The 18,455-nt window shown below is 45.7% G+C and carries 16 protein-coding genes; 4 read left to right on the plus strand and 12 right to left on the minus strand.

The window, feature by feature from the left end; genetic code table 11:
• The gene (locus DYB02_RS22000) at nt 1–3,159 is read left to right on the plus strand and encodes an efflux RND transporter permease subunit (RefSeq protein WP_029804740.1); all 3,159 of its coding nucleotides are present in this window, start codon (nt 1–3) and stop codon (nt 3,157–3,159) included.
• A 338-nt stretch (nt 3,160–3,497) separates the two neighbouring features.
• Complete coding sequence (locus DYB02_RS22005) at nt 3,498–3,764, plus strand: hypothetical protein (protein ID WP_005464185.1); 267 nt, start codon at nt 3,498–3,500, stop codon at nt 3,762–3,764.
• 26 nt (nt 3,765–3,790) lie between these two features.
• Here DYB02_RS22005 and DYB02_RS25780 read toward each other — a convergent pair whose 3' ends face one another.
• The 7 genes from DYB02_RS25780 to DYB02_RS22040 all read right to left on the minus strand — a co-directional run bounded on the left by DYB02_RS25780 (nt 3,791) and on the right by DYB02_RS22040 (nt 9,762).
• Nucleotides 3,791–3,934 carry a hypothetical protein gene (locus tag DYB02_RS25780; protein ID WP_005464162.1) on the minus strand — a complete coding sequence of 48 codons (144 nt, stop codon included), beginning with the start codon at nt 3,932–3,934 and terminating at the stop codon, nt 3,791–3,793.
• A 525-nt stretch (nt 3,935–4,459) separates the two neighbouring features.
• A complete protein-coding gene (locus DYB02_RS22015) occupies nt 4,460–5,119 on the minus strand; it encodes an HAD family hydrolase (protein ID WP_029803766.1) in 660 nt (219 codons plus the stop codon).
• 1 nt (nt 5,120) lies between these two features.
• Nucleotides 5,121–6,140 carry an ABC transporter ATP-binding protein gene (locus DYB02_RS22020; protein WP_029803765.1) on the minus strand — a complete coding sequence of 340 codons (1,020 nt, stop codon included), beginning with the start codon at nt 6,138–6,140 and terminating at the stop codon, nt 5,121–5,123.
• Nucleotides 6,140–6,925 (minus strand): ABC transporter permease, encoded by a 786-nt coding sequence (locus DYB02_RS22025; RefSeq protein ID WP_029803763.1) that lies wholly within the window; start codon nt 6,923–6,925, stop codon nt 6,140–6,142. The genes DYB02_RS22020 and DYB02_RS22025 overlap by 1 nt, the downstream gene beginning before the upstream one ends.
• A 3-nt stretch (nt 6,926–6,928) precedes the next feature.
• On the minus strand, nt 6,929–7,828 hold the full coding sequence (locus DYB02_RS22030; protein ID WP_025525367.1) for an ABC transporter permease: 900 nt from the start codon (nt 7,826–7,828) through the stop codon (nt 6,929–6,931).
• Nucleotides 7,825–8,649, minus strand: coding sequence for an alkaline phosphatase family protein (locus DYB02_RS22035; RefSeq protein WP_020841822.1), 825 nt, complete (start codon nt 8,647–8,649; stop codon nt 7,825–7,827). Before DYB02_RS22035 ends, DYB02_RS22030 begins: the two co-directional genes overlap by 4 nt.
• A gap of 30 nt (nt 8,650–8,679) precedes the next feature.
• Nucleotides 8,680–9,762 (minus strand): ABC transporter substrate-binding protein, encoded by a 1,083-nt coding sequence (locus tag DYB02_RS22040; protein ID WP_029803761.1) that lies wholly within the window; start codon nt 9,760–9,762, stop codon nt 8,680–8,682.
• Between the two features lie 209 nt (nt 9,763–9,971).
• Here DYB02_RS22040 and DYB02_RS22045 point away from each other — a divergent pair, with 209 nt between their 5' ends.
• Nucleotides 9,972–10,700: a UTRA domain-containing protein gene (locus DYB02_RS22045; RefSeq protein ID WP_029803760.1), complete on the plus strand. Its 729-nt coding sequence runs from the start codon at nt 9,972–9,974 to the stop codon at nt 10,698–10,700.
• Between the two features lie 69 nt (nt 10,701–10,769).
• Here DYB02_RS22045 and DYB02_RS22050 read toward each other — a convergent pair whose 3' ends face one another.
• On the minus strand, nt 10,770–12,353 hold the full coding sequence (locus tag DYB02_RS22050) for a BCCT family transporter (RefSeq protein ID WP_005483978.1): 1,584 nt from the start codon (nt 12,351–12,353) through the stop codon (nt 10,770–10,772).
• A gap of 304 nt (nt 12,354–12,657) precedes the next feature.
• Here DYB02_RS22050 and DYB02_RS22055 point away from each other — a divergent pair, with 304 nt between their 5' ends.
• Complete coding sequence (locus DYB02_RS22055; protein ID WP_029803759.1) at nt 12,658–15,066, plus strand: beta-mannosidase; 2,409 nt, start codon at nt 12,658–12,660, stop codon at nt 15,064–15,066.
• Between the two features lie 52 nt (nt 15,067–15,118).
• Here DYB02_RS22055 and DYB02_RS22060 read toward each other — a convergent pair whose 3' ends face one another.
• From DYB02_RS22060 to DYB02_RS22075, 4 genes are all read right to left on the minus strand, one after another.
• Nucleotides 15,119–15,772 (minus strand): LuxR C-terminal-related transcriptional regulator, encoded by a 654-nt coding sequence (locus DYB02_RS22060; RefSeq protein WP_029803758.1) that lies wholly within the window; start codon nt 15,770–15,772, stop codon nt 15,119–15,121.
• Nucleotides 15,772–16,587, minus strand: a complete 816-nt coding sequence (locus DYB02_RS22065; protein WP_005479824.1) for a helix-turn-helix domain-containing protein — start codon at nt 16,585–16,587, stop codon at nt 15,772–15,774. Before DYB02_RS22065 ends, DYB02_RS22060 begins: the two co-directional genes overlap by 1 nt.
• A 65-nt stretch (nt 16,588–16,652) precedes the next feature.
• Nucleotides 16,653–17,669 carry a GGDEF domain-containing protein gene (locus DYB02_RS22070; protein ID WP_017447948.1) on the minus strand — a complete coding sequence of 339 codons (1,017 nt, stop codon included), beginning with the start codon at nt 17,667–17,669 and terminating at the stop codon, nt 16,653–16,655.
• A gap of 371 nt (nt 17,670–18,040) precedes the next feature.
• Complete coding sequence (locus DYB02_RS22075) at nt 18,041–18,295, minus strand: hypothetical protein (RefSeq protein WP_011106259.1); 255 nt, start codon at nt 18,293–18,295, stop codon at nt 18,041–18,043.
• Nucleotides 18,296–18,455 lie beyond the last annotated feature (160 nt).

Here is an 18,455-nt window from a genome sequence, read left to right on the forward strand (position 1 = left end):
ATGGAAGATACGAATCAAAAGGGCATCATTGCCTATTTTGCCAATAACCCTGTGGCTGCCAACCTGTTGATGGTGTTTATCATCATCATGGGTATCGTGAGTTACATGTTTATCCAGCGTCAGATGTTCCCGAATATCGAAGTGAACTACATCGACGTTCGCGCGACTTATCCAGGTGCGTCTCCTCAAGAAATTGAAGAGAGTATTTTGGTCAAAGTGGAAGAGTCGATCAAAGACGTTACTGGCATTAAAAAAGTGGTGTCGCGAGCTTCTCGTGGCAGTGCTTATATTTCTATCGAAGTTGATGTCAACGCGGATATCAAGCGAGTGCTTGATGATGTGAATCAGCGCATCGATACTATTTCTAACCTGCCTCTTGGCATGGAGCCCATCAATGTCTATCAGGTTGAATGGCGACAAGACGTGATAGAAATGGGGCTAGTGGGGGACAGGCCTCTTGAAGAGCTTAAGCCGATTGCGAAGCAGATTGAAGATGAGCTTCTGCAGCTTAATAACGTCATGTTGGTGTATTTAAGTGCGCCAGAGGAAGAGATTGCGATTGAAGTCGATCCCCTCGTGCTGCGTAAGTATGACCTAACGTTGAATGACGTAAGCAATGCCATTCGTCGTTACTCTGCGAACTTCTCGGCAGGCGAAGTCAAAACAAACTCTGGGATGATTGCGGTTCGAATCGAGAACCAATATTACCGTGGAGATGAGTTTAGAAATATTCCCGTTAAGCTAGGTGCCAATGGTGCCAAGGTATTGTTGCAAGACATTGCCACCATCAAAGATGGTTTTACCGAAGAAGAGCGCTACTTCGAGTATTCGGGTCAAAATGCTATCTACATGTCAGTCGAAGCGACGCGCGATCAAAACATCATTCCGGTTGCTCAGTCAGTTCGTGACTACATCGAAGCCAAAAACAAAACTTTGCCGAGTGATGTTCAGCTAAAAATTCTGGTCGACATGACGTATTACCTAAATGGTCGTCTCGACATGATGCTGAAAAACTTGCTGCAAGGCGCGGTACTTGTCGCGATCATGTTGACGATTTTCCTACGTTTCCGTTTGGCGATGTGGGTAATGATCGGCTTACCAGTGTGTTTCCTGGGTGCGGTGATGATGATGCCAGCTTTGGGTATTACAGTGAACATCGTCTCGCTGTTCGCTTTCATCATGGTGCTCGGAATTGTGGTGGATGACGCCATCGTCATGGGAGAAAGTGCGTACAGTGAAATTGAAGAAAAGGGCGGCGGTGTCGAGAACGTGGTACGCGGTGTCAAACGCGTTGCTACGCCAGCGACATTTGGTGTTCTGACAACGATTGCTGTATTCGCACCATTCTTGCTTTCGAGTGGTATTGATAGCGCTTTCTTTTACGGCATTGCTGGTGTCGTGATTCTGTGTTTGATCTTCAGTTTGATTGAATCAAAGTTGATCCTACCAGCGCACTTGGCACATACCCATTTTAAACCAGTCAAACCTGGTGGATGGCGAGATCGTTTCAACCAACGTTTCTTCGGCTTTGTTAACGGCACTTATCGTAACTTCGTGAAAGCTTGTACGCATTGGCGTTGGACGGTATTTGCTGTGTTCTGTGGTTTATTGCTGATCAGTGCTGCATTGGTTAAATCCAACTATGTGCGTGTTATCCCTAACCCGAAAGTACCGACCGATTACCCTGCGATTACTATTGAAATGAATGACACGGTTTCCAGTGAGCAAACCATTGAAGCGTTGAAAACCATCGAGCGTGTCATGCAAGAGGTCGAGTCTCAAACTATTGCTGATCATGGGCAAGGTATGATTCGCGATGTGCTTTCTTACAATCGAAGCCGCACCGAAGGACGAGTGTTAGTACCGCTTGTCGATGAGGAAATTCGTCCGTTCAATACCTTTGAACTTGCTCGACGCTGGCGTGAGGCGATGCCTGTTATTCCGGGGATGAAGAGTATCAAGATCCGCGAACAAAGTGCAGGTGGTGGCGATCGTGATGAGTTTGGCTACTTACTGTTTGGCTCCAACATCAATGAACTTAATCAAGCAGGACGTTACTTGATTGAACGTTTGCAGCAAGAAGAAGGGTTGTTCGATATCTCGTCATCCATTGATTCAGGCAGCAAAGAAGTACTTCTTTCTCTTGCGCCTGTTGCGTACGATCTTGGTCTTGACTTGACCATGATTGCGCAACAAGTCGGCGGAAGTTTTTACGGCGGAGAAGCACAGCGTTTGATTCGCGACGGTGAAGAGATCAAAGTCATGGTTCGCTATCCTCAACTGACTCGTGAAGCGTTTTCTTCATTGCGTTACGCTGTCATTACTACGCCAGCAGGCAAGAAAGTGATGCTGGGCGATGTCGTGAATATCAGTGAGCAGCCTGGGGTTAGCACAATTCGTCGCGAAGGTGGTTATCAAACCGTTTATGTGTACGGCTCTATTGATGAAGAACTCGTTGAGCCACAAGAAATTGTGAAAATCATCGACGATAGTATTTTGCCTGATATGAAGAAGCTGCACCCAAGTGTCAAAACAGAGCTGGGTGGTGACATCGAAGAGCAAGCCGCGCAACGCAACGAACAAATCATGTTCTTTGTGGCAGGGATGATCATTGTTTATATCTTGCTTGCCGTACCATTGAAGAGCTATACCCAGCCTCTTATCGTGATGTCCGTTATACCGTTTAGTCTAACAGGGGCGATTTGGGGACATTTCTGGTTGGGGCTAGACATTAGCATGATGTCGACATTCGGTTTGATCGCAGCCGCAGGTGTGGTGATTAACGACTCGCTGGTGATGACCGATTATGTGAACCAAGTCCGAGAAAAAGGAATGAGCATCAAGCAGGCGGTGGTTGAGGCTGGTTGTGCGCGTTTCCGAGCGATTACGCTGACATCCATCACGACCTTTGCGGGTGTATTGCCTATTATGTTCGAAACCAGTCTGCAAGCACGTTTCGTAATACCAATGGCTGTCGCTTTGGGCTTTGCTGTGCTGTATGCCACAGTCCTGACGTTGGTGTTAGTGCCTTGTCTGTATCTAATGCTTGAAGATATTAAAAACATCTTTCGAGCGATTAAGCGCTTCTTCCGGCGTGTCAGTGGTCGTTTTAGAAAAGCGTCAGTATCTTCAGATATTTCTGCGAATACATCGAACTAGCATCTCTTTTCTTAATAATAAATAGCAGCCTTCGGGCTGCTTTTTTTATGCCGAGGATTTAGGCCTGAATGACTTTAGATGAATGTTTGAGGCACACGTTTTGAGCCGATAACTGTGAGGAGAAATGGCGCTCTATACTATAGATTAACTGAATGAAATTGACTGTTGGATTTGCTTGGTTAATTTAACACTTGGGGTGCGAAATTTACCATGCTGATATAAATATAAAAACGAACATTTAATTAAGTTATTGAATTTAAAGGGCTAAAAAGTTGGCATCGTATGTGCAATATATAAATTGTAACCAAAATGAACTGCTAATCCTCAAGGAGCTTATTATGAAAAGCGTAATTCTATCTACTCTAGGTCTTATTGTTGTAACTTCATCGCCAATCGCTGCTGCTAACACTTTAGACAGAGAAGAGTGGAGCTCAGATTTACGTCAGGACTTTTCTGAAATGAAGCATGAAGCTGTAGCAGATATTCAGCAAATGAACATAGACGCAATTGATGCGCGTGATGCTCGAATCGTGAAAAACATCAAAGATGAGCAGGCACAGCTGGTAAAGGTGAAGTGCCGCAAAGACGAAGCGAGCAAGTCATAACCTCCGATTGTGAACAATCAATAAAATTAAAATGATGTATCCAATACGAGTTCGACGCTAGTTAGCAGTAGGCGTTGACCTTGTTGCTCTACTTGCCAGCCTTTCAGGCTGGCCTTTTTGTATTTACCGCCTAATAAATGGCCGCCAGACAGAAAGAAAAAAGCCCGCAAAGAATTTCCTCTGCGGGCGTAAAAAGGGCACCAAATTGGGTGTCTATTCATTTTGGAGGTGGTCGAACGTCCATATAAAACTGACAATAGGCTTGGTGAAAGGCTTACCACCAGCGCGACCAACGGAGCTAAAGTTAACATTGTTGTAATCATTGTTAAAATGTTAATTCTTCAATCAATGATTTCATTATCGTTAGTCTGGATTGTGAATATGTTGTTCGACTGTACGCGCAGTGTGCATAAACTCAGTTTTTGATAACCAATTGACTCATAAATTAAGTTTTGCTTATTTGTTTTTGTTATATAAATTCGCTCTCAGTATGTTCTCAATCTTTCATATCTCAGATTAAGGTGACATAAAGCCCTTGCATTTGTTAATGATGTGTTTTGTTTTAGCGCGAGAGCAGCAGCGTGTGTGAGTGGTAGGTTGTGCTCTTAGGTGCGATGGAAATTAAAGCCAAGAAAGTAAAAGAGCAGCCTATTTCGCTCTTTTACTTTGTTAAGATTCGCTTAAGATGTTGGCGACTAACCCCAAGACAAAACCGTCCAATTGGCGTTATTTGCGCGTGCTTTTAATTGTGGGCAAGGATTCACCAAATATGCGTAATCTGCGTATTCGCACAAAGGTAAATCATTGATGGAGTCGGTGTAAAAGTGAACTTCTGAATAAGATTCTGGCTGAGCATCTAACCATGCTTTCAAGCGTATAACTTTGCCTTCTCGATAACTCGGAACGCCTGCAATTTCAGCGCTGTAGCTGCCGTGCTTCTCAACCAAATCAATTCCTAATGCGACGGGAATTCCTAATCGATGGCCGACCGCTTCGACTAAGAATGTCACGCTCGCAGAGATGATAACCATATCGATGTCATCGCGATCCAACTGTGCTATCAACGTTTTGGATTGCTCAAACTGCTTAGGCAGGATGTGGTGCTCTACACACTCTTCTACCAACGTATGGACGTGTGCAACGGGCATGTCAGCCAATGGTGCCATACAGAATTCTAAGTAGTCCTCCATGTCCATTTTGCCTTCTGCGTACAAGGCCATTAAACGCTGATCTTCCTCGATGAAGTTTGGTTGCGTTGCTATGCCTTTTTCAACCAAAAATGCGTTCCAAATCATCGCACAGTCGGCGTTGATTAGAGTTTCATCCATATCAAAGACGTACAAAGGTTTGGACATGTTAGGCTCTCACTGGTTGAATTTCGTTAAGGTTAAACAATAGCTCTAGTTGACTGCCGTTAGCTAGCAATCGTTCGGATGAACGGTTGAGCAAATCGACCGTAAGATCGCACTCTTCGACGCATACTTGGTAGCGAATTACATTGCCAAGCAGTTGGTGGTTTTTGATGGTTCCCATCTGCGGTGCAGAAATATGGTTTCCGTATTGGCGACCATGCTCTTTCACGTAGATGGACTCTGGACGAATTGCCACCTTCCATTCGGTATCGATATTAAAGAGTTGTTTGGCTTTGTTAGCATCGACCAAGTTGTAATGCCCCATAAACTCAGCCACAAATTCATTGGCAGGGTGAGTGTAGATCGCTTCTGGTGTGCCGGCTTGAACAATTTCCCCTTTGTTCATCAAAAAGATGCGATCAGACATTATCATCGCTTCTTCTTGGTCATGAGTCACAAAGATGGTAGTTAGGTTCATCTCTTCTTGTATGTCTCGGATCTGTTGGCGAAGATGCTTACGGATCTTTGCATCCAGTGCCGAAAGCGGCTCATCAAGTAAAAGAATACGAGGTTTAACCACGAGCGCTCGGGCTAACGCCACACGCTGACGTTGGCCTCCTGAAAGTTGGTGTGGGTAGTGTTTTTCTTTGCCTTTTAAGTCAACTAACTCTATCACTTTTGTCACTTCGCGTTGAATTTCATCAGAGGCGAGTTTCTTCATTTTCAAGCCAAAGGCGATGTTGCCCTCAACCGTCATGTTTGGAAACAGCGCGTAAGACTGAAAAACCATACCGATGCCCCTTTCTTGTGGCACTTGGTGGGTGATCTCTTCGCCATTTACCCAAATGTCGCCACCATCAACCGGATTTAAACCCGCAAGACTGCGAAGTAGGGTGGATTTACCACAGCCACTAGGCCCTAAAAGCGTGATGAACTCGCCTTGTTCGATAGCGAATTGAATGTCTTCAAATACCGTATTATCACCAAAACGTTTGGTAAGGTTTTTTGCGGTTACGTAACTCATTATTTGACTCCTCGGCTGAAACGACTTGCCAACCAAGTCAGTAAGAAAATAAACAGGAAATAGGTCATCACGAGCGCAGATGTGAAGTGGCCGCTGGTTTGACGCATGTTGTACAAGTAGATTTGTAGGGTTTCGTAGCGAGTGCCGACCAAAATATTGGCGAACACGAACTCTCCTAGTAAGAATGAGAAGGAGAGGAACAACGATGCCATTAAACCTTTCTTTAAATTGGGCAAAATGATCAACAAAAAAGCTTTGGTCGTACTTGCGCCAAGCAAGTGCGCTGCGTCCGTCAAATCATGTAAATTGATGGCTTCAAAGCTGTTGGAAATGGCGCGATACATAAATGGCAATGCGATGGTGAAGTAAGTACCCACTAAAATCCAGGGTGTACCGATGAGGGAAATTTCGCTGTCAGCATAGAGTTGAAGAAGGCCGACAGACGAAACCACTGGTGGTACTGCAAATGGCAGCAAAATCAGGATATTCATCAGCTTGTCGAGTTTCGGAAAGTAGTAAAACACCACGAAAATCGCAGGCAGTACGAGAACAACACTCAGTGCTAGTGCTGAAAGGCCAATAAAGAGCGAGCGACCAAACGCCTGTAAGAAGCGAGGATCCGTAAGCAGTTTAATGTACCAGTCAAAAGTGAAACCATCAGGTAGAATCGTTGCGCCCCAGCGAGAAGAAATCGAGTAAATGAACGTCGCTAGAATCGGGATCAGCATGATTCCGACGATGGTGTAAACGACGCTTTTATGGAATCGAGAATTTACGTCTTGCATGGTTTACTTCCTGCTTTTCTTAGCTGCGTAACTTTTGGCAATCAGCCACTGGTTAATCACCGTAATAAACGCCAACAGCGCCATTAAGATGACCGAGATGGCGGCCGCTAAATTTGGCTCTAGGAACAAATCACCAGAGACCAAACTGGCAATACGAATGGTAATGACGTTGTAGTTACCAGAAGTGAGCGCATAGACGCTGGCATACGCGCCGATCGCATTGGCGATCAAAATAATGAAAGTGCCAAATAGAGCAGGAGAAAGCACAGGCAAAGCCACTTTCGCCCAATATTGCGCAGTTCTTGCCCCCAACAGTGCAGCCGCCGCTTGCCAATCATCGCTCAGCGCATCAAAAGCGGGATAAAGCAGTAAAACCGCCAGTGGGATTTGGAAGTAGATGTAAATCGCCAGCAAGCCCCATTTGCCGTACAAGTCAAAATCACCGAGCAAACCATATTGCTTGAGCAACAACGTAATCGCGCCGTTTGTGCCTAAGATGATGATGAAGGCAAACGACAGAGGTACGCCTGCAAAGTTGCTGCTCATGTTGGTGAAGGCAATCACGGCGTCTCTTAGCTTACTGTTTACTCGGCGTAAGGAAGAAACCAACAGCGTCGCAATGGCGAGCCCGAAAATGCTCGACCAAACGGACAGCCATAAACTGTTTCCGAATGCTTGCAGCATGAACGCAGAATCGAGTACTTCGATGTAGTTATCGAGAGCGAACTCTCCATCGTAGATAAAGCTGTTAAACAGCACCCAAATCATGGGCGCGAGTTGAAATAGGTAGAAAAAAAGCGCAAAGGGAACCAGCCAGATTGCGGGTTTGATGCGCTTGAGCCAAACGCTTGTCGTTGGTTTCGCCGCGCGGCTCGCGCTTGGTGATAAAACAGAACTGCTCATAGTGCTAACAACGCTTGCGTGTAAGGTTTATTGTGGTCAAGGTTTAACAACTGACAAACCGTGCCACAAATCTCGGTTTGCTTAACGTGACACTCTTGATGTGTGAACTTGTCGCCAATCACAAACATCGGAACTTCACGCTCTTCAGGGAGAATACCGCCGTGAGAAAGATCGTTGTTCATGCCATGGTCACTGGTGACGATGATCTGATAGCCATCGGCCAACCATTGCACGATGTAATTGGAGAGAATGATGTCTGCACCACGTGCTGAGTTGCGGTATTGGCGAGAATCCAACCCGTGCTTGTGACCCATGTCATCAATGTTCATTGGGTGGATTAGCAAAAAATCAGGCTGGTGAGTGCGACGCAAATATTCCGCGTCTATGAAAAGCGCTTCATCAGGATAATGATCCCAATGATAGAAACAGCCGTGCTGAATATTCATTGTTTCATCGTTCGTAAAACGATCGCGAATCGGCTCAAATGGGGCGCGGTTATAGAGCTCGCTCACCCAGTGGTAAGCCGCCGCCGCCGTCACTTTGCCTTGCGATTTTGCCAAACTAAAGATGGAATCATGATTCGACAGACGAACGATATTGTTGTTCACAATGCCGCTTTCTACGGGGCGAACCCCAGTTAAAATGCACTCATACAGTGGACGCGACATTGAAGGGAGTTCACATTGCACGGGGTAAAGCGTGGCGCGCATTTCTGGTCGTGAATGACCATGTTCTAGTAGACCGTTTAGGTAGCCCATGCAATTGCGGGCTACCTGATAGTTCAGTCCATCTAGAACAACAAGGATAACCTTATTGCTCATGATAAATTCTCAATACTTCTTGGAGGGAGGTTACTGCTGGTGAATCAATACACTTTCTTGCCATTGACGTGGCAGCTTACGTGCTGATTTTTCCCATGCAGAGAAGTCGGTCACTGGGTGAACGTTGCTGTACTGGTCATTTGCAATCAGCTTGTTTTGCACAGATTTTGGCAGAGTAATACTGGTGCGAATTGGACGTGCGTAACCTTCTGCTAGGTTGATTTGGCCTTGGTCACTAAAGATGTACTCACGAGCCAATTTGGCTGCGTTTGGATTTTTCGCGTATTTGTTGATGATGGTTGTGTAACCAGAAATCACGGAACCATCTTGTGGAATCGTGACAGTAAAGCGCTTGCGGTCAATCTTGTCGCGGTAGTTCAGCGCGTTGAAGTCCCACATGATCGCCACTTCAACTTCGCCTTTTTCTAAGTTGGCGATGTTCGGATCGGTAAATGACAAGCGACCTTGTTTCGCCAGTTCAGCGAAGAACTTGATTGCGGGTTTAAGGTTCGATTCGTCACCACCGTTGGCAAAAGCGGCTGCCAAAACCGCGTTGTTCGCTTGCGCCGCAACGCCTACGTCTCCAACCGTCACTTTGTAGTCACCTTTGAGTAAGTCACCCCAAGTTTTTGGTGCGTCTTTGACTAGGTTGTTGTTTGAGATAAAAGAGATAGTGCCAGTGTATGCCAGCGCCCAGTGGCCATCTTTATCTTTCGCCCAATCGGGAATGTCATTCCAAGTGGTCGGTTTATACGGTTGAGTTACGCCTTTTTTCACGGCAACTCGCGCAAATGCAAAACCGACGTCACCGATATCTGCGGTCGCATTTTTCTTCTCTGCTTCGAATTTCGCGATTTCTTGTGCAGAGCTCATGTCAGTGTCTTGATGTTTCAAACCGTAGTTTGATTGCAAATCAGCCCACGTGTCTTTCCAGTTTGCCCAACTGTCTGGCATGCCCACACTGTAAATCGAGCCTTCTTTTTGAGCGGCTTTTACTAGGGATTCTACATTGGCATCCGCTGAAAAAGCAGGCGCCGATAATGTTGCTGTAATTGCGGTGGCTGCAAGCAGTTTGGCAGGCACGGCAGTGGAACGGCTAAGCAAAGTTTTCATTGTCTCTATCCTTCTGGACTAGGTCAGTAAGTTCGCTTTTTATCCTATGGGTGGAATGTGACGGTTTGGTGCAGATAATTTGACAGTTATGATTCACTTCTGTGGCGTTTGTATTTCATTTGATGAAGAAGTGAGCAGGCTGACTTGTCATATTTCTGTTACTTAAGCCTCTTATCTTGTTGAGAAAATATCTATTGGACTAGGTCAGAATGAAAACAACAGGTGCAGGCCAGTTAGGGACGCAGTTAGGAAAAATTAAAACCAGTTTGAGACAGCAAATTCACACTGGCGTGGTTTCTCAAGGGCAAAAACTGCCTTCAGAAAGAGAGTTAAGTGAGCTGTTTTCTACCACCCGAATCACGATTAAAGATGCGTTAGTCTCGTTGGAAACTGAAGGGCTGATTTATCGAGAAGAGCGCCGTGGTTGGTACGTGTCTCCTGAGCGAATCTGCTACAACCCGTTGTCGCGTTCTCACTTTCATCAAATGATTCGTGAGCAGCATCGGATTGCAGCCACCAAACTGATCAGCGTGCGCAGTGAAATGGCGGCAGGGGATTACGCAAAAGCGCTTGATGTCGAGCAGATGACGCCAATCCACATCATTGAGCGTTTGCGTTGTATTGATGGACGAGCCGTGCTGTTTGTTGAAAACGTTCTAAAAGCGAGTTTGTTTGATGGTATTTTGGCAGAGAATCTGACTATGTCGCTGACGGGCATTTACCGTGAGAAATATGGCTACGAAACAATGCGTTCTCGATTCGATGTCATTCCAACGTCAGCACCAGCACATGTGGCGAAAGCATTGAATCTGGCTGAAGGACAACCTGTACTGAAAATTTGTCGCGTGAACTACAAGCAAGATGGAGAGCTAATGGATTGCGAGTTGGAATACTGGCGACCTGACGCGGTGATGATTCGCATAGACAGCGTGGGATAAACAGCAGAATTAAAAAGAGCCCAATTAAGGGCTCTTTGCATTTTATGGGGTTGGATATCTAAACCAGACTTAAACCAAACCTTGATCCTTCGCCATTTGATTGGCAATGCCCGGTGCTTTCAAAATACTAGGTAGCAAAATGAAAGATACAGGAACTGCGGTAATCACAATGAAGGATTGCAGCGCAGTGATGCCGCCAGAACCCATAGAAATCAGCGCGATAGCCACAACGCCCATCATCAATCCCCAAAACGAGCGAATCACGGCGTTTGGCTCTGCAGAACCCGTCATTACCACACTGATGGTGTAGGTCATCGAGTCACCCGTCGTAACGATGAAGGTGGTGGTCAAAATCAAGAACAGCACCGAAATGATCATCGGAAATGGCAGTTCACCAGTGATTGCAAGCAATACGGCTGGAAGGTTGAATCCTTCAAACGCTGAAGAGATCAATCCCGGATTCGCGAGCTCGAATGCTAAACCGCTACCGCCCACAATGCTGAACCAAAAACAGGTGATCAGCGGCGCAGCAATACTGATGGACAAAATCAATTGGCGAATTGTACGGCCACGCGAAATACGTGCGATGAAGATTGCCATCATTGGCCCGTAACCAATAAACCAACCCCAGAAGAACACCGTCCACCAGCTTAACCAGCCAGTGTCACCGCGATAAAGCGCCATCGGGAAGAAGTTATCCACCATGCGGCCTACGCCTTGCACATAGCCATCAATAATAAAGCTCGTTGGGCCAAAGAACAGGATGTAACCGATCAGCAGTACCGACAGGATGATGTTGTAACGGCTCACAAGTTGGATGCCTTTGCTTACGCCACTTAGCGCCGAAAGCGTGTACATCACGATGGCAGCGACAATCACCATGCTTTGGGTAATGAAGTTATCTGGGAAACCAAATAATGAGTTCAGCGCGTAGCTGATTTGCAAACCAAGAAAGCCAATAGGGCCGATAGTACCAGCGGCAACGGCGATGATGCTGCACGCATCCGCCAGGTTACCAATCCAGCCATGAATCGCTTTGTCGCCAAAGATTGGGTAAAGCAACGTGCGTGGTTTAAGTGGCAAGCCTTTGTCGTAGTGCAGGTGCATCAAGACGATGGATGAAAGGCAACCGAGAATCGCCCAAGCCAAAAATCCCCAGTGCATAAACGACTGAGATAACGCATTGATTGCAGAAGTTTTTGGTGAAGCTTCACCATACAAAGGTGGCGCTGTAACAAAGTGAGCAATTGGCTCGGCAGCAGCCCAAAAAACACCACCACCAGCGAGTAGGGTGCACAGTACAATCGACAGCCATTTAAATGTGTCGATGTCTGGTTTCGCTAAGCCGCCCAAACGTACATACCCTGTACGACCAAACGCGAGAGCCAAACCGATAAGGAAATTGAGAAGAAGCAATACTTGCCAGTAAGCTCCGAAATATTTTGTCGCAAACCCAAAGCCTGCGTTAACCATTGCGGTTAGAGATTCGGTGTTCGTCAATGCAAGCAGAACGAACAAACTGAGGAAGCTACCACTCAACCAGAATACTGGATTGGTGAGTTCGAGGCGTTTCAGTAGGGAAGGGGGATGAATGGCAGAATAGTCTGCTTCCTGAATAGGAGTATGGGGGGCGGCATTCGTCATATTTGACATAATTACTTCGCTTTTTAGGGCTCGGAAGCCGTGCATTTCCCCTCACATCAAGTCGATGAAAAGTGTGAGGATGTTCAAAAAGCCGCTGATGGTAACATGTCGAGATAGCGAATATAACCGTAGATTTAGATTAATTTTTAACACTTTAGCCAAGCCTCTGATTTTTTTGCAGAGATTTTGACTGAAATTTTAGCGTGAAGTGCGCCGCATTTCGTTTGTAAATGACATTCCCCTTATTCTTGTAGGGACTCATCAGAATTACATTGAGCCAACCTGTTCTAATAAAAATTAAAGGTCTTACCCTATGGCTCAAATTGAACTCAACGGGACGTGGCAACTTACCTCACCACAGCGTCCAGATATCGATATTCCTATGAATTTGCCCGGCGATAATGTCTCGGCATTATTGCAAGCAGAGCTCATCCCCAATCCTTATTTTGCTGATAACGAAGCCAAAGTCCGCTGGATCGAAGCGTGTGATTGGCATATTGAACGACAGTTTGAAGTGGGCGACTCCACGCTGTGCGCTTCTCATATTTGGATGACGCTGACTCGCGTTGACACTTTGGCTCAGTTCTTTATCAATGGTGAGCGAGTACTAACTAGCAGCAATATGTTTGCCCAGCAACGTGTGGATATTAAACCGTATTTAAAACAAGGTACTAACACAATTCGGGTTGAGTTTGCTCGGGTGGATTTAGAAGGTATCGCAAGAGCAAAAAAACTGCCATTTCCGATTCCATCGGCTATGGGCAACAACCAAATTCCACACATGAATTTGATCCGCAAAACACAATGCCATTCCGGATGGGATTGGGGCATTTGTTTGATGGTATCGGGAATTTACGACCCAATCCAAATCGATGTAGTGACTGACATTTGGTTAAAAAATGTCTCAACCGAGCAACAATGGCAAGCCGATGGCAGTGTGATTTTAGACGCGCTGGTGGAAGTGCAAACCGACAACCAAAGCCATCATGTTACCGTGGAATTTGATGGCGAAGTTCAATTCATTCAAACCGAAGGAAGTGGTCACTATCACTGTCAGTTCCATGTTCAAAAGCCGCAACTCTGGTGGCCAGCAGGTTACGGCGATGCGCATCTGTACACCATTTCTGTTGGTTGTGGTGAGCAAACGCTGTCGCGCAAGATTGGACTTCGTCAGTTGAGCTTAAATAGTCAGGCAGATGAACATGGCTCTGCGATGGAATTTATCGTCAATGGCACGCCTATTAATGCCAAAGGTGCGAACTGGATTCCTGTCGATGCGATGCCGGGTCGAGAATGTGAACACCGTTATCGAGACCTATTGCAAAGTGCGGTTGATGCCAACATGAACATGATTCGAGTGTGGGGCGGCGGTCAGTACGAGAGTGAAACCTTTTATAACCTTTGTGATGAACTCGGCTTGTTGGTGTGGCAAGACATGATGTTCGCCTGCTCATTGTACCCATCAGACGACGAGTTTTTAAAAGACGTAGAAGACGAACTTCGATTCCAAATTCCGCGCCTTAAAGCGCATCCTTCCATTGCACTTTGGTGTGGCGATAACGAAGTGATTGGTGCCATTGGTTGGTATGACGAATCTAAGCACAACAAAGTAAAATACACCGTCAATTATGACCGCCTCAATCGCATGATTGAACAAGTGATTACTCAGCAAGATGATTCGCGCCGCTTTTGGCCGAGCTCTCCCTGCAATGGCGAGTTGGATTTTGGTGACGCATGGCACGATGATAGCAAAGGCGACATGCACTTTTGGGATGTATGGCATTCGGGTAAATCATTTAGCGCGTATCTAAACATTAATCCTCGTTTTTGCTCTGAATTTGGCTTCCAATCTTGGCCGTCTTTCTCGGAGGTGAAGCAGTTTGTACCCGAGCGAGACTGGAACATCACTTCACCAACGTTCGAGCAACACCAAAAGAATCCTCGTGGAAACAGCATCATCACTGAGATGTTTACTCGTTACTTCCGTTTTCCATCGGGCTTTGAGCAGATGTTGTATTTGAGCCAGGTGCAACAAGCGATCGCCATCAAAACCGCGTGTGATCACTGGCGCGCGATTTCTCCAATTTGTCGCGGGATGCTGTATTGGCAGCTCAACGACAACTGGCCCGTCAGTTCTTGGTCAAGCTTGGAGTACAGTGGCCGTTGGAAGCAGTTGCACTACCATGCGAAGCGATTTTTTGCGCCGCAGTATTTGGTGTTTTCTGAGCATACAGGCAAGTTGAGCCTGCATTTGCTCAATGATGCCAAAGAGCCCGCAAGCGTCAATGCACAGCTCAAGTGGGTAGATTGGCAAGGGGAAGAAAAGCAATGTTGGAGCTTAGAACAAACGGTCATAGCAGACAGTAATACGATTTTGTGGCAATTGGATGAATCGTTTGAGAAGGATGAACTTACGTCAGGCTTCTTCTATGTTGAAGCGCAAATCGGTGAAGACAGAATAAGCAACACATGGTTTTGCACTCATGAGCTGAAAACGTTGCCGATGGCGAAAGCCAATATTGATGTCTCGATTGAGGGGCGCCAAATTACATTGGTTGCGGATAAGCCTGCTTTCTTTGTACATGTGGAGTGTGATACCCAAGGTCGTTTCAGTGATTCCAGCCTCACTCTTCTGGTGAACCAGCCTGTAACGATTGAGTTTTTGGGAGACGATCTGGCCGCAATGTCGGCATCATTACGGGTTTACCATTTGATGCAGTAAACACAAACTCAACGTTGAAAGGGGGCTTCCATGCTCCCTTTGTTGTTTCACACTAGAGCAAATTACGTTTTGCCCACGTAATGGCCTGCATGCGGTTTTTGACTTCGAGCTTACGGAAAATACTATAGAGGTGCGATTTCACCGTGTGCTCACTGACAAAGAGCGAATCGGCAATATCAAGGTTTGAGCCACCCTGACACAGTGCAGAGAGCACTTGCATCTCACGACGGGTCAGTTCCATTTCGAGTTTCGTTTCTAGCTCACCGACGGTATTGTTTATGCTCAATAGGTGGCCAATCAGTTGATTGAGAATATCGCGAGAGAGCCAATTCTCTCCGTTCAAAATGCCTTTTAGCCCCATCATTACCTTGTCGAAATCATCCTCAAAATAGAACAAACCTTTCAAGTTTGACCAAGTGAGTAAGCTCTCGACCCTCAGATTCGGTTCTGCGTTGACCAATACAGTCGCATCTACGTGCTCTAACTTACTGAGTGTTTGTTTGACCTCTGGCAATTCAGGGAGAGAGCTATCGACTATCGCTACATAGTGTTCATCGCGGGTGCTAGGGAAATTGACGTCAGCGCCTCGGGTTAAAAGTACGGGTTTTTCTAGGTTCTGTTCAATAGCGGTTTGCAAGCCGCGACCTTGAATGTTGTTGAAGGTGAACAATAAGACGGTGTTGTTGGTTGTGTTGGTATTCATCATCAATGAACCTCCTGTCGAGACTGCATAAACTCATTTCCTACTTGATGAAAGCGATAGAGCACTAGGTCTAACAGCCCATCAAAGCAATATTTCACCATGGGGTTTCCGAAGATTTGTGTGGCGGGGGCTCTAAAGAACGTAACTCGCCGATGTTGATAGAAGTCCCGAATAAAAATGTCGAAGAGAAGTTGTTTAATCACGGGCTCATGAACCGGGAAATGGATGATCGTATTTCCCATGACTTGGAGAATGTCGGTGACTAAGTACTTCAGTATCGAGCGCCCTAAATGCCAAAAGCTGAGAATCCTAAATTCAGACCTCAGCTCTTGATAAATCAAATGGCCAACCAACATGCCTTCACAGTAGTAGAGGCGGGCCTTGCTGGGGGATTCATTGAATTGATTGAGCGTGTCTTCTATTCCGCCGGGCGTGATCAGTTGTTTGTGCACGGCGTTAATTTGCTCATACTCCGTCAAACTGATTTGGCTAAGGGCGCAATTTTTCACATCGGTTACACGGTATTCGTAAACAATGTCTTTAAAGCTCAAATAGATGCTTTTGCTTTGTGAAGCTTTGACCCGTTTGTATTCGCTGGAGGTGTATTGATACTGCTTGCCGATGTAGTGAGCGAAAGCAAGCCGCTTGAGCAAACTGGGCGTTACTTTACCGCTTTCCCACTGGCTTAGTGTGGGTTGATTTAAGCTTTCAAAAGCGCTGTAACTTCGGGCTAGCTCATCCGCTAATTGGCCTTGAGTTAACCCCCTTTCCTTTCGAATAGCAGCCACTGCATGCGAAAATTCTAACTTACTAACCATATATCTACGTCCTGAAATTATTATATTTTTGAGTGCTTCTCAGCGGCTCGGACCGAGCCAAAACTTTATGTTCTTGATCTTTTAGTGAGGTACATCATTTGGTCAGCATGTTGAATTAAGGAATCGCTACAGCTTCCTTCATGAGGAAAGCGAGCCATACCAACACTTAAACCGATGTGAACGTTTTGAAAATGGATAAAAATGGGTGCACTGCATGCGTGATGCAGCAAAGACTGAAACTGTTCTAACTCCTTGGTGTCTTCGATGTTTGGCAGGCACAGAATAAACTCATCGCCTCCGATGCGTGTCGCGAACTGGCCGTCGTCTAACAGATGCAAAATACGTTGGGCGGTGATCTGCAACACCTTATCTCCGGCGTCGTGACCAAATTCATCATTCACGGCTTTAAAGCCATCAAGATCGATGTACAACAGAGTAAACGGTTGGGCACGTTGAATCTGTTGTTCGATCAGTTGATTACCTTTAAAGCGGGAATAGCACCCAGTGAGCTCGTCGATTTCGAGCAATCGTTCAAGCTTTTCCACCTGTTCATATTGTGTTTGCCAAATGCCATGCCAATAACACTCGATAGAGCGTAGCCCTTTGTAAATAAACAGGTTGAACAAAAATAAAAACGTACTTTGAATGAAAAATTCTTTTAAAGCGTGGAGTTTAAAAGGGTCATTCCCAGCCGTTATCAAATCAATGTAAAAGCAAAAAGTCATTGATAAGGCATAGGTAAAGAACGACCAAAAAACACCGAACTCAACCATGGTCAAAAGTAGGTTGATCGTCACCAACGACGAAAAAAGAAAATGTCCGCCTAAGAAAAAGTACAGGTAAAAAGTGAGGGTGTAACCGAGGATTAGGGCAATGACGACAGATTGATGTTTTTGCTCGAGCGTGAAAGTTCGACTTGCCCAAAGGTAAGTAAAACAAGTGCTCGCGGATAACACGTAAGGAAGGTATACAACAAGATTAACCCCTCTGATTGCACAAGCGAATAGGGTAAAAATAATCCCCAAACTTGTAGAGCGCATGTAGTAGCGCGTAAAAATTTTGGTGAACTGCGTTCTGTCCATCGTTATGTCTCTTAGGAACAGCAAATAATGGGCAGTCAGGGAGAGAAGTCTGTATGGACTGAGTGTGAATGGAGGACGGGAGAAACACAGAAAGTGCGCCGTTTAGGTTGGGAAATGCTGGGCGCATATGCTTTCTCGGGCGTTGTTCTCGTCTGCATGCGACACTGCATTTCATAAAGTTGCTCGATACCTACTGCCGTTTTTATAAACTATTCTATGAGGCAGCATGGCATAAAACTATACGGTTTTCGGGAAAATGCTCCGATCTCAATATGTCCGCATAAAAAGTAGGTTAAAAGCCAATTTATTGAATAAAAGCTAAAACTTAAGTGTTAGGTAGGTTGAGATAAATGGTCTTAAAGTTAAGGTTTTTACCTAAGCTTTTGATGAACGCGGTAGCCAACAACGTAGCCAATGTAGAATAACGCAGCGAGCGTAATGAATGCTGTGACGTAGGCAAAAATGCTATTCAGCCCTAGCCCGAAAGCCAGTGTAAATGCGATGCCGTTCACTGCTTCTGCAGGCATCATGTACCAATCAGCATGAACGGAAGATCCGAATAGGAGAAATGTGCAAAGTAAAACGATCGTGCCGCCGAGCAAGCCGACCCATCTGCTGTTGTTCATGTTGTAATCTCAGGGGTTACCGAAGTAACGTAACAAAATATTTCAGAGCCGACATTATACAACCGAGAGAGGGTATAGGTGGTAGAAATATTTGCCTCACAAACTAAGAGGCCATCTAAGTGGCCTCTTTTTAACCGATTTAACGGCATCCGTTATGATG

It is taken from the genome of Vibrio parahaemolyticus, from assembly GCF_900460535.1.
Lineage (GTDB): Bacteria > Pseudomonadota > Gammaproteobacteria > Enterobacterales > Vibrionaceae > Vibrio > Vibrio parahaemolyticus.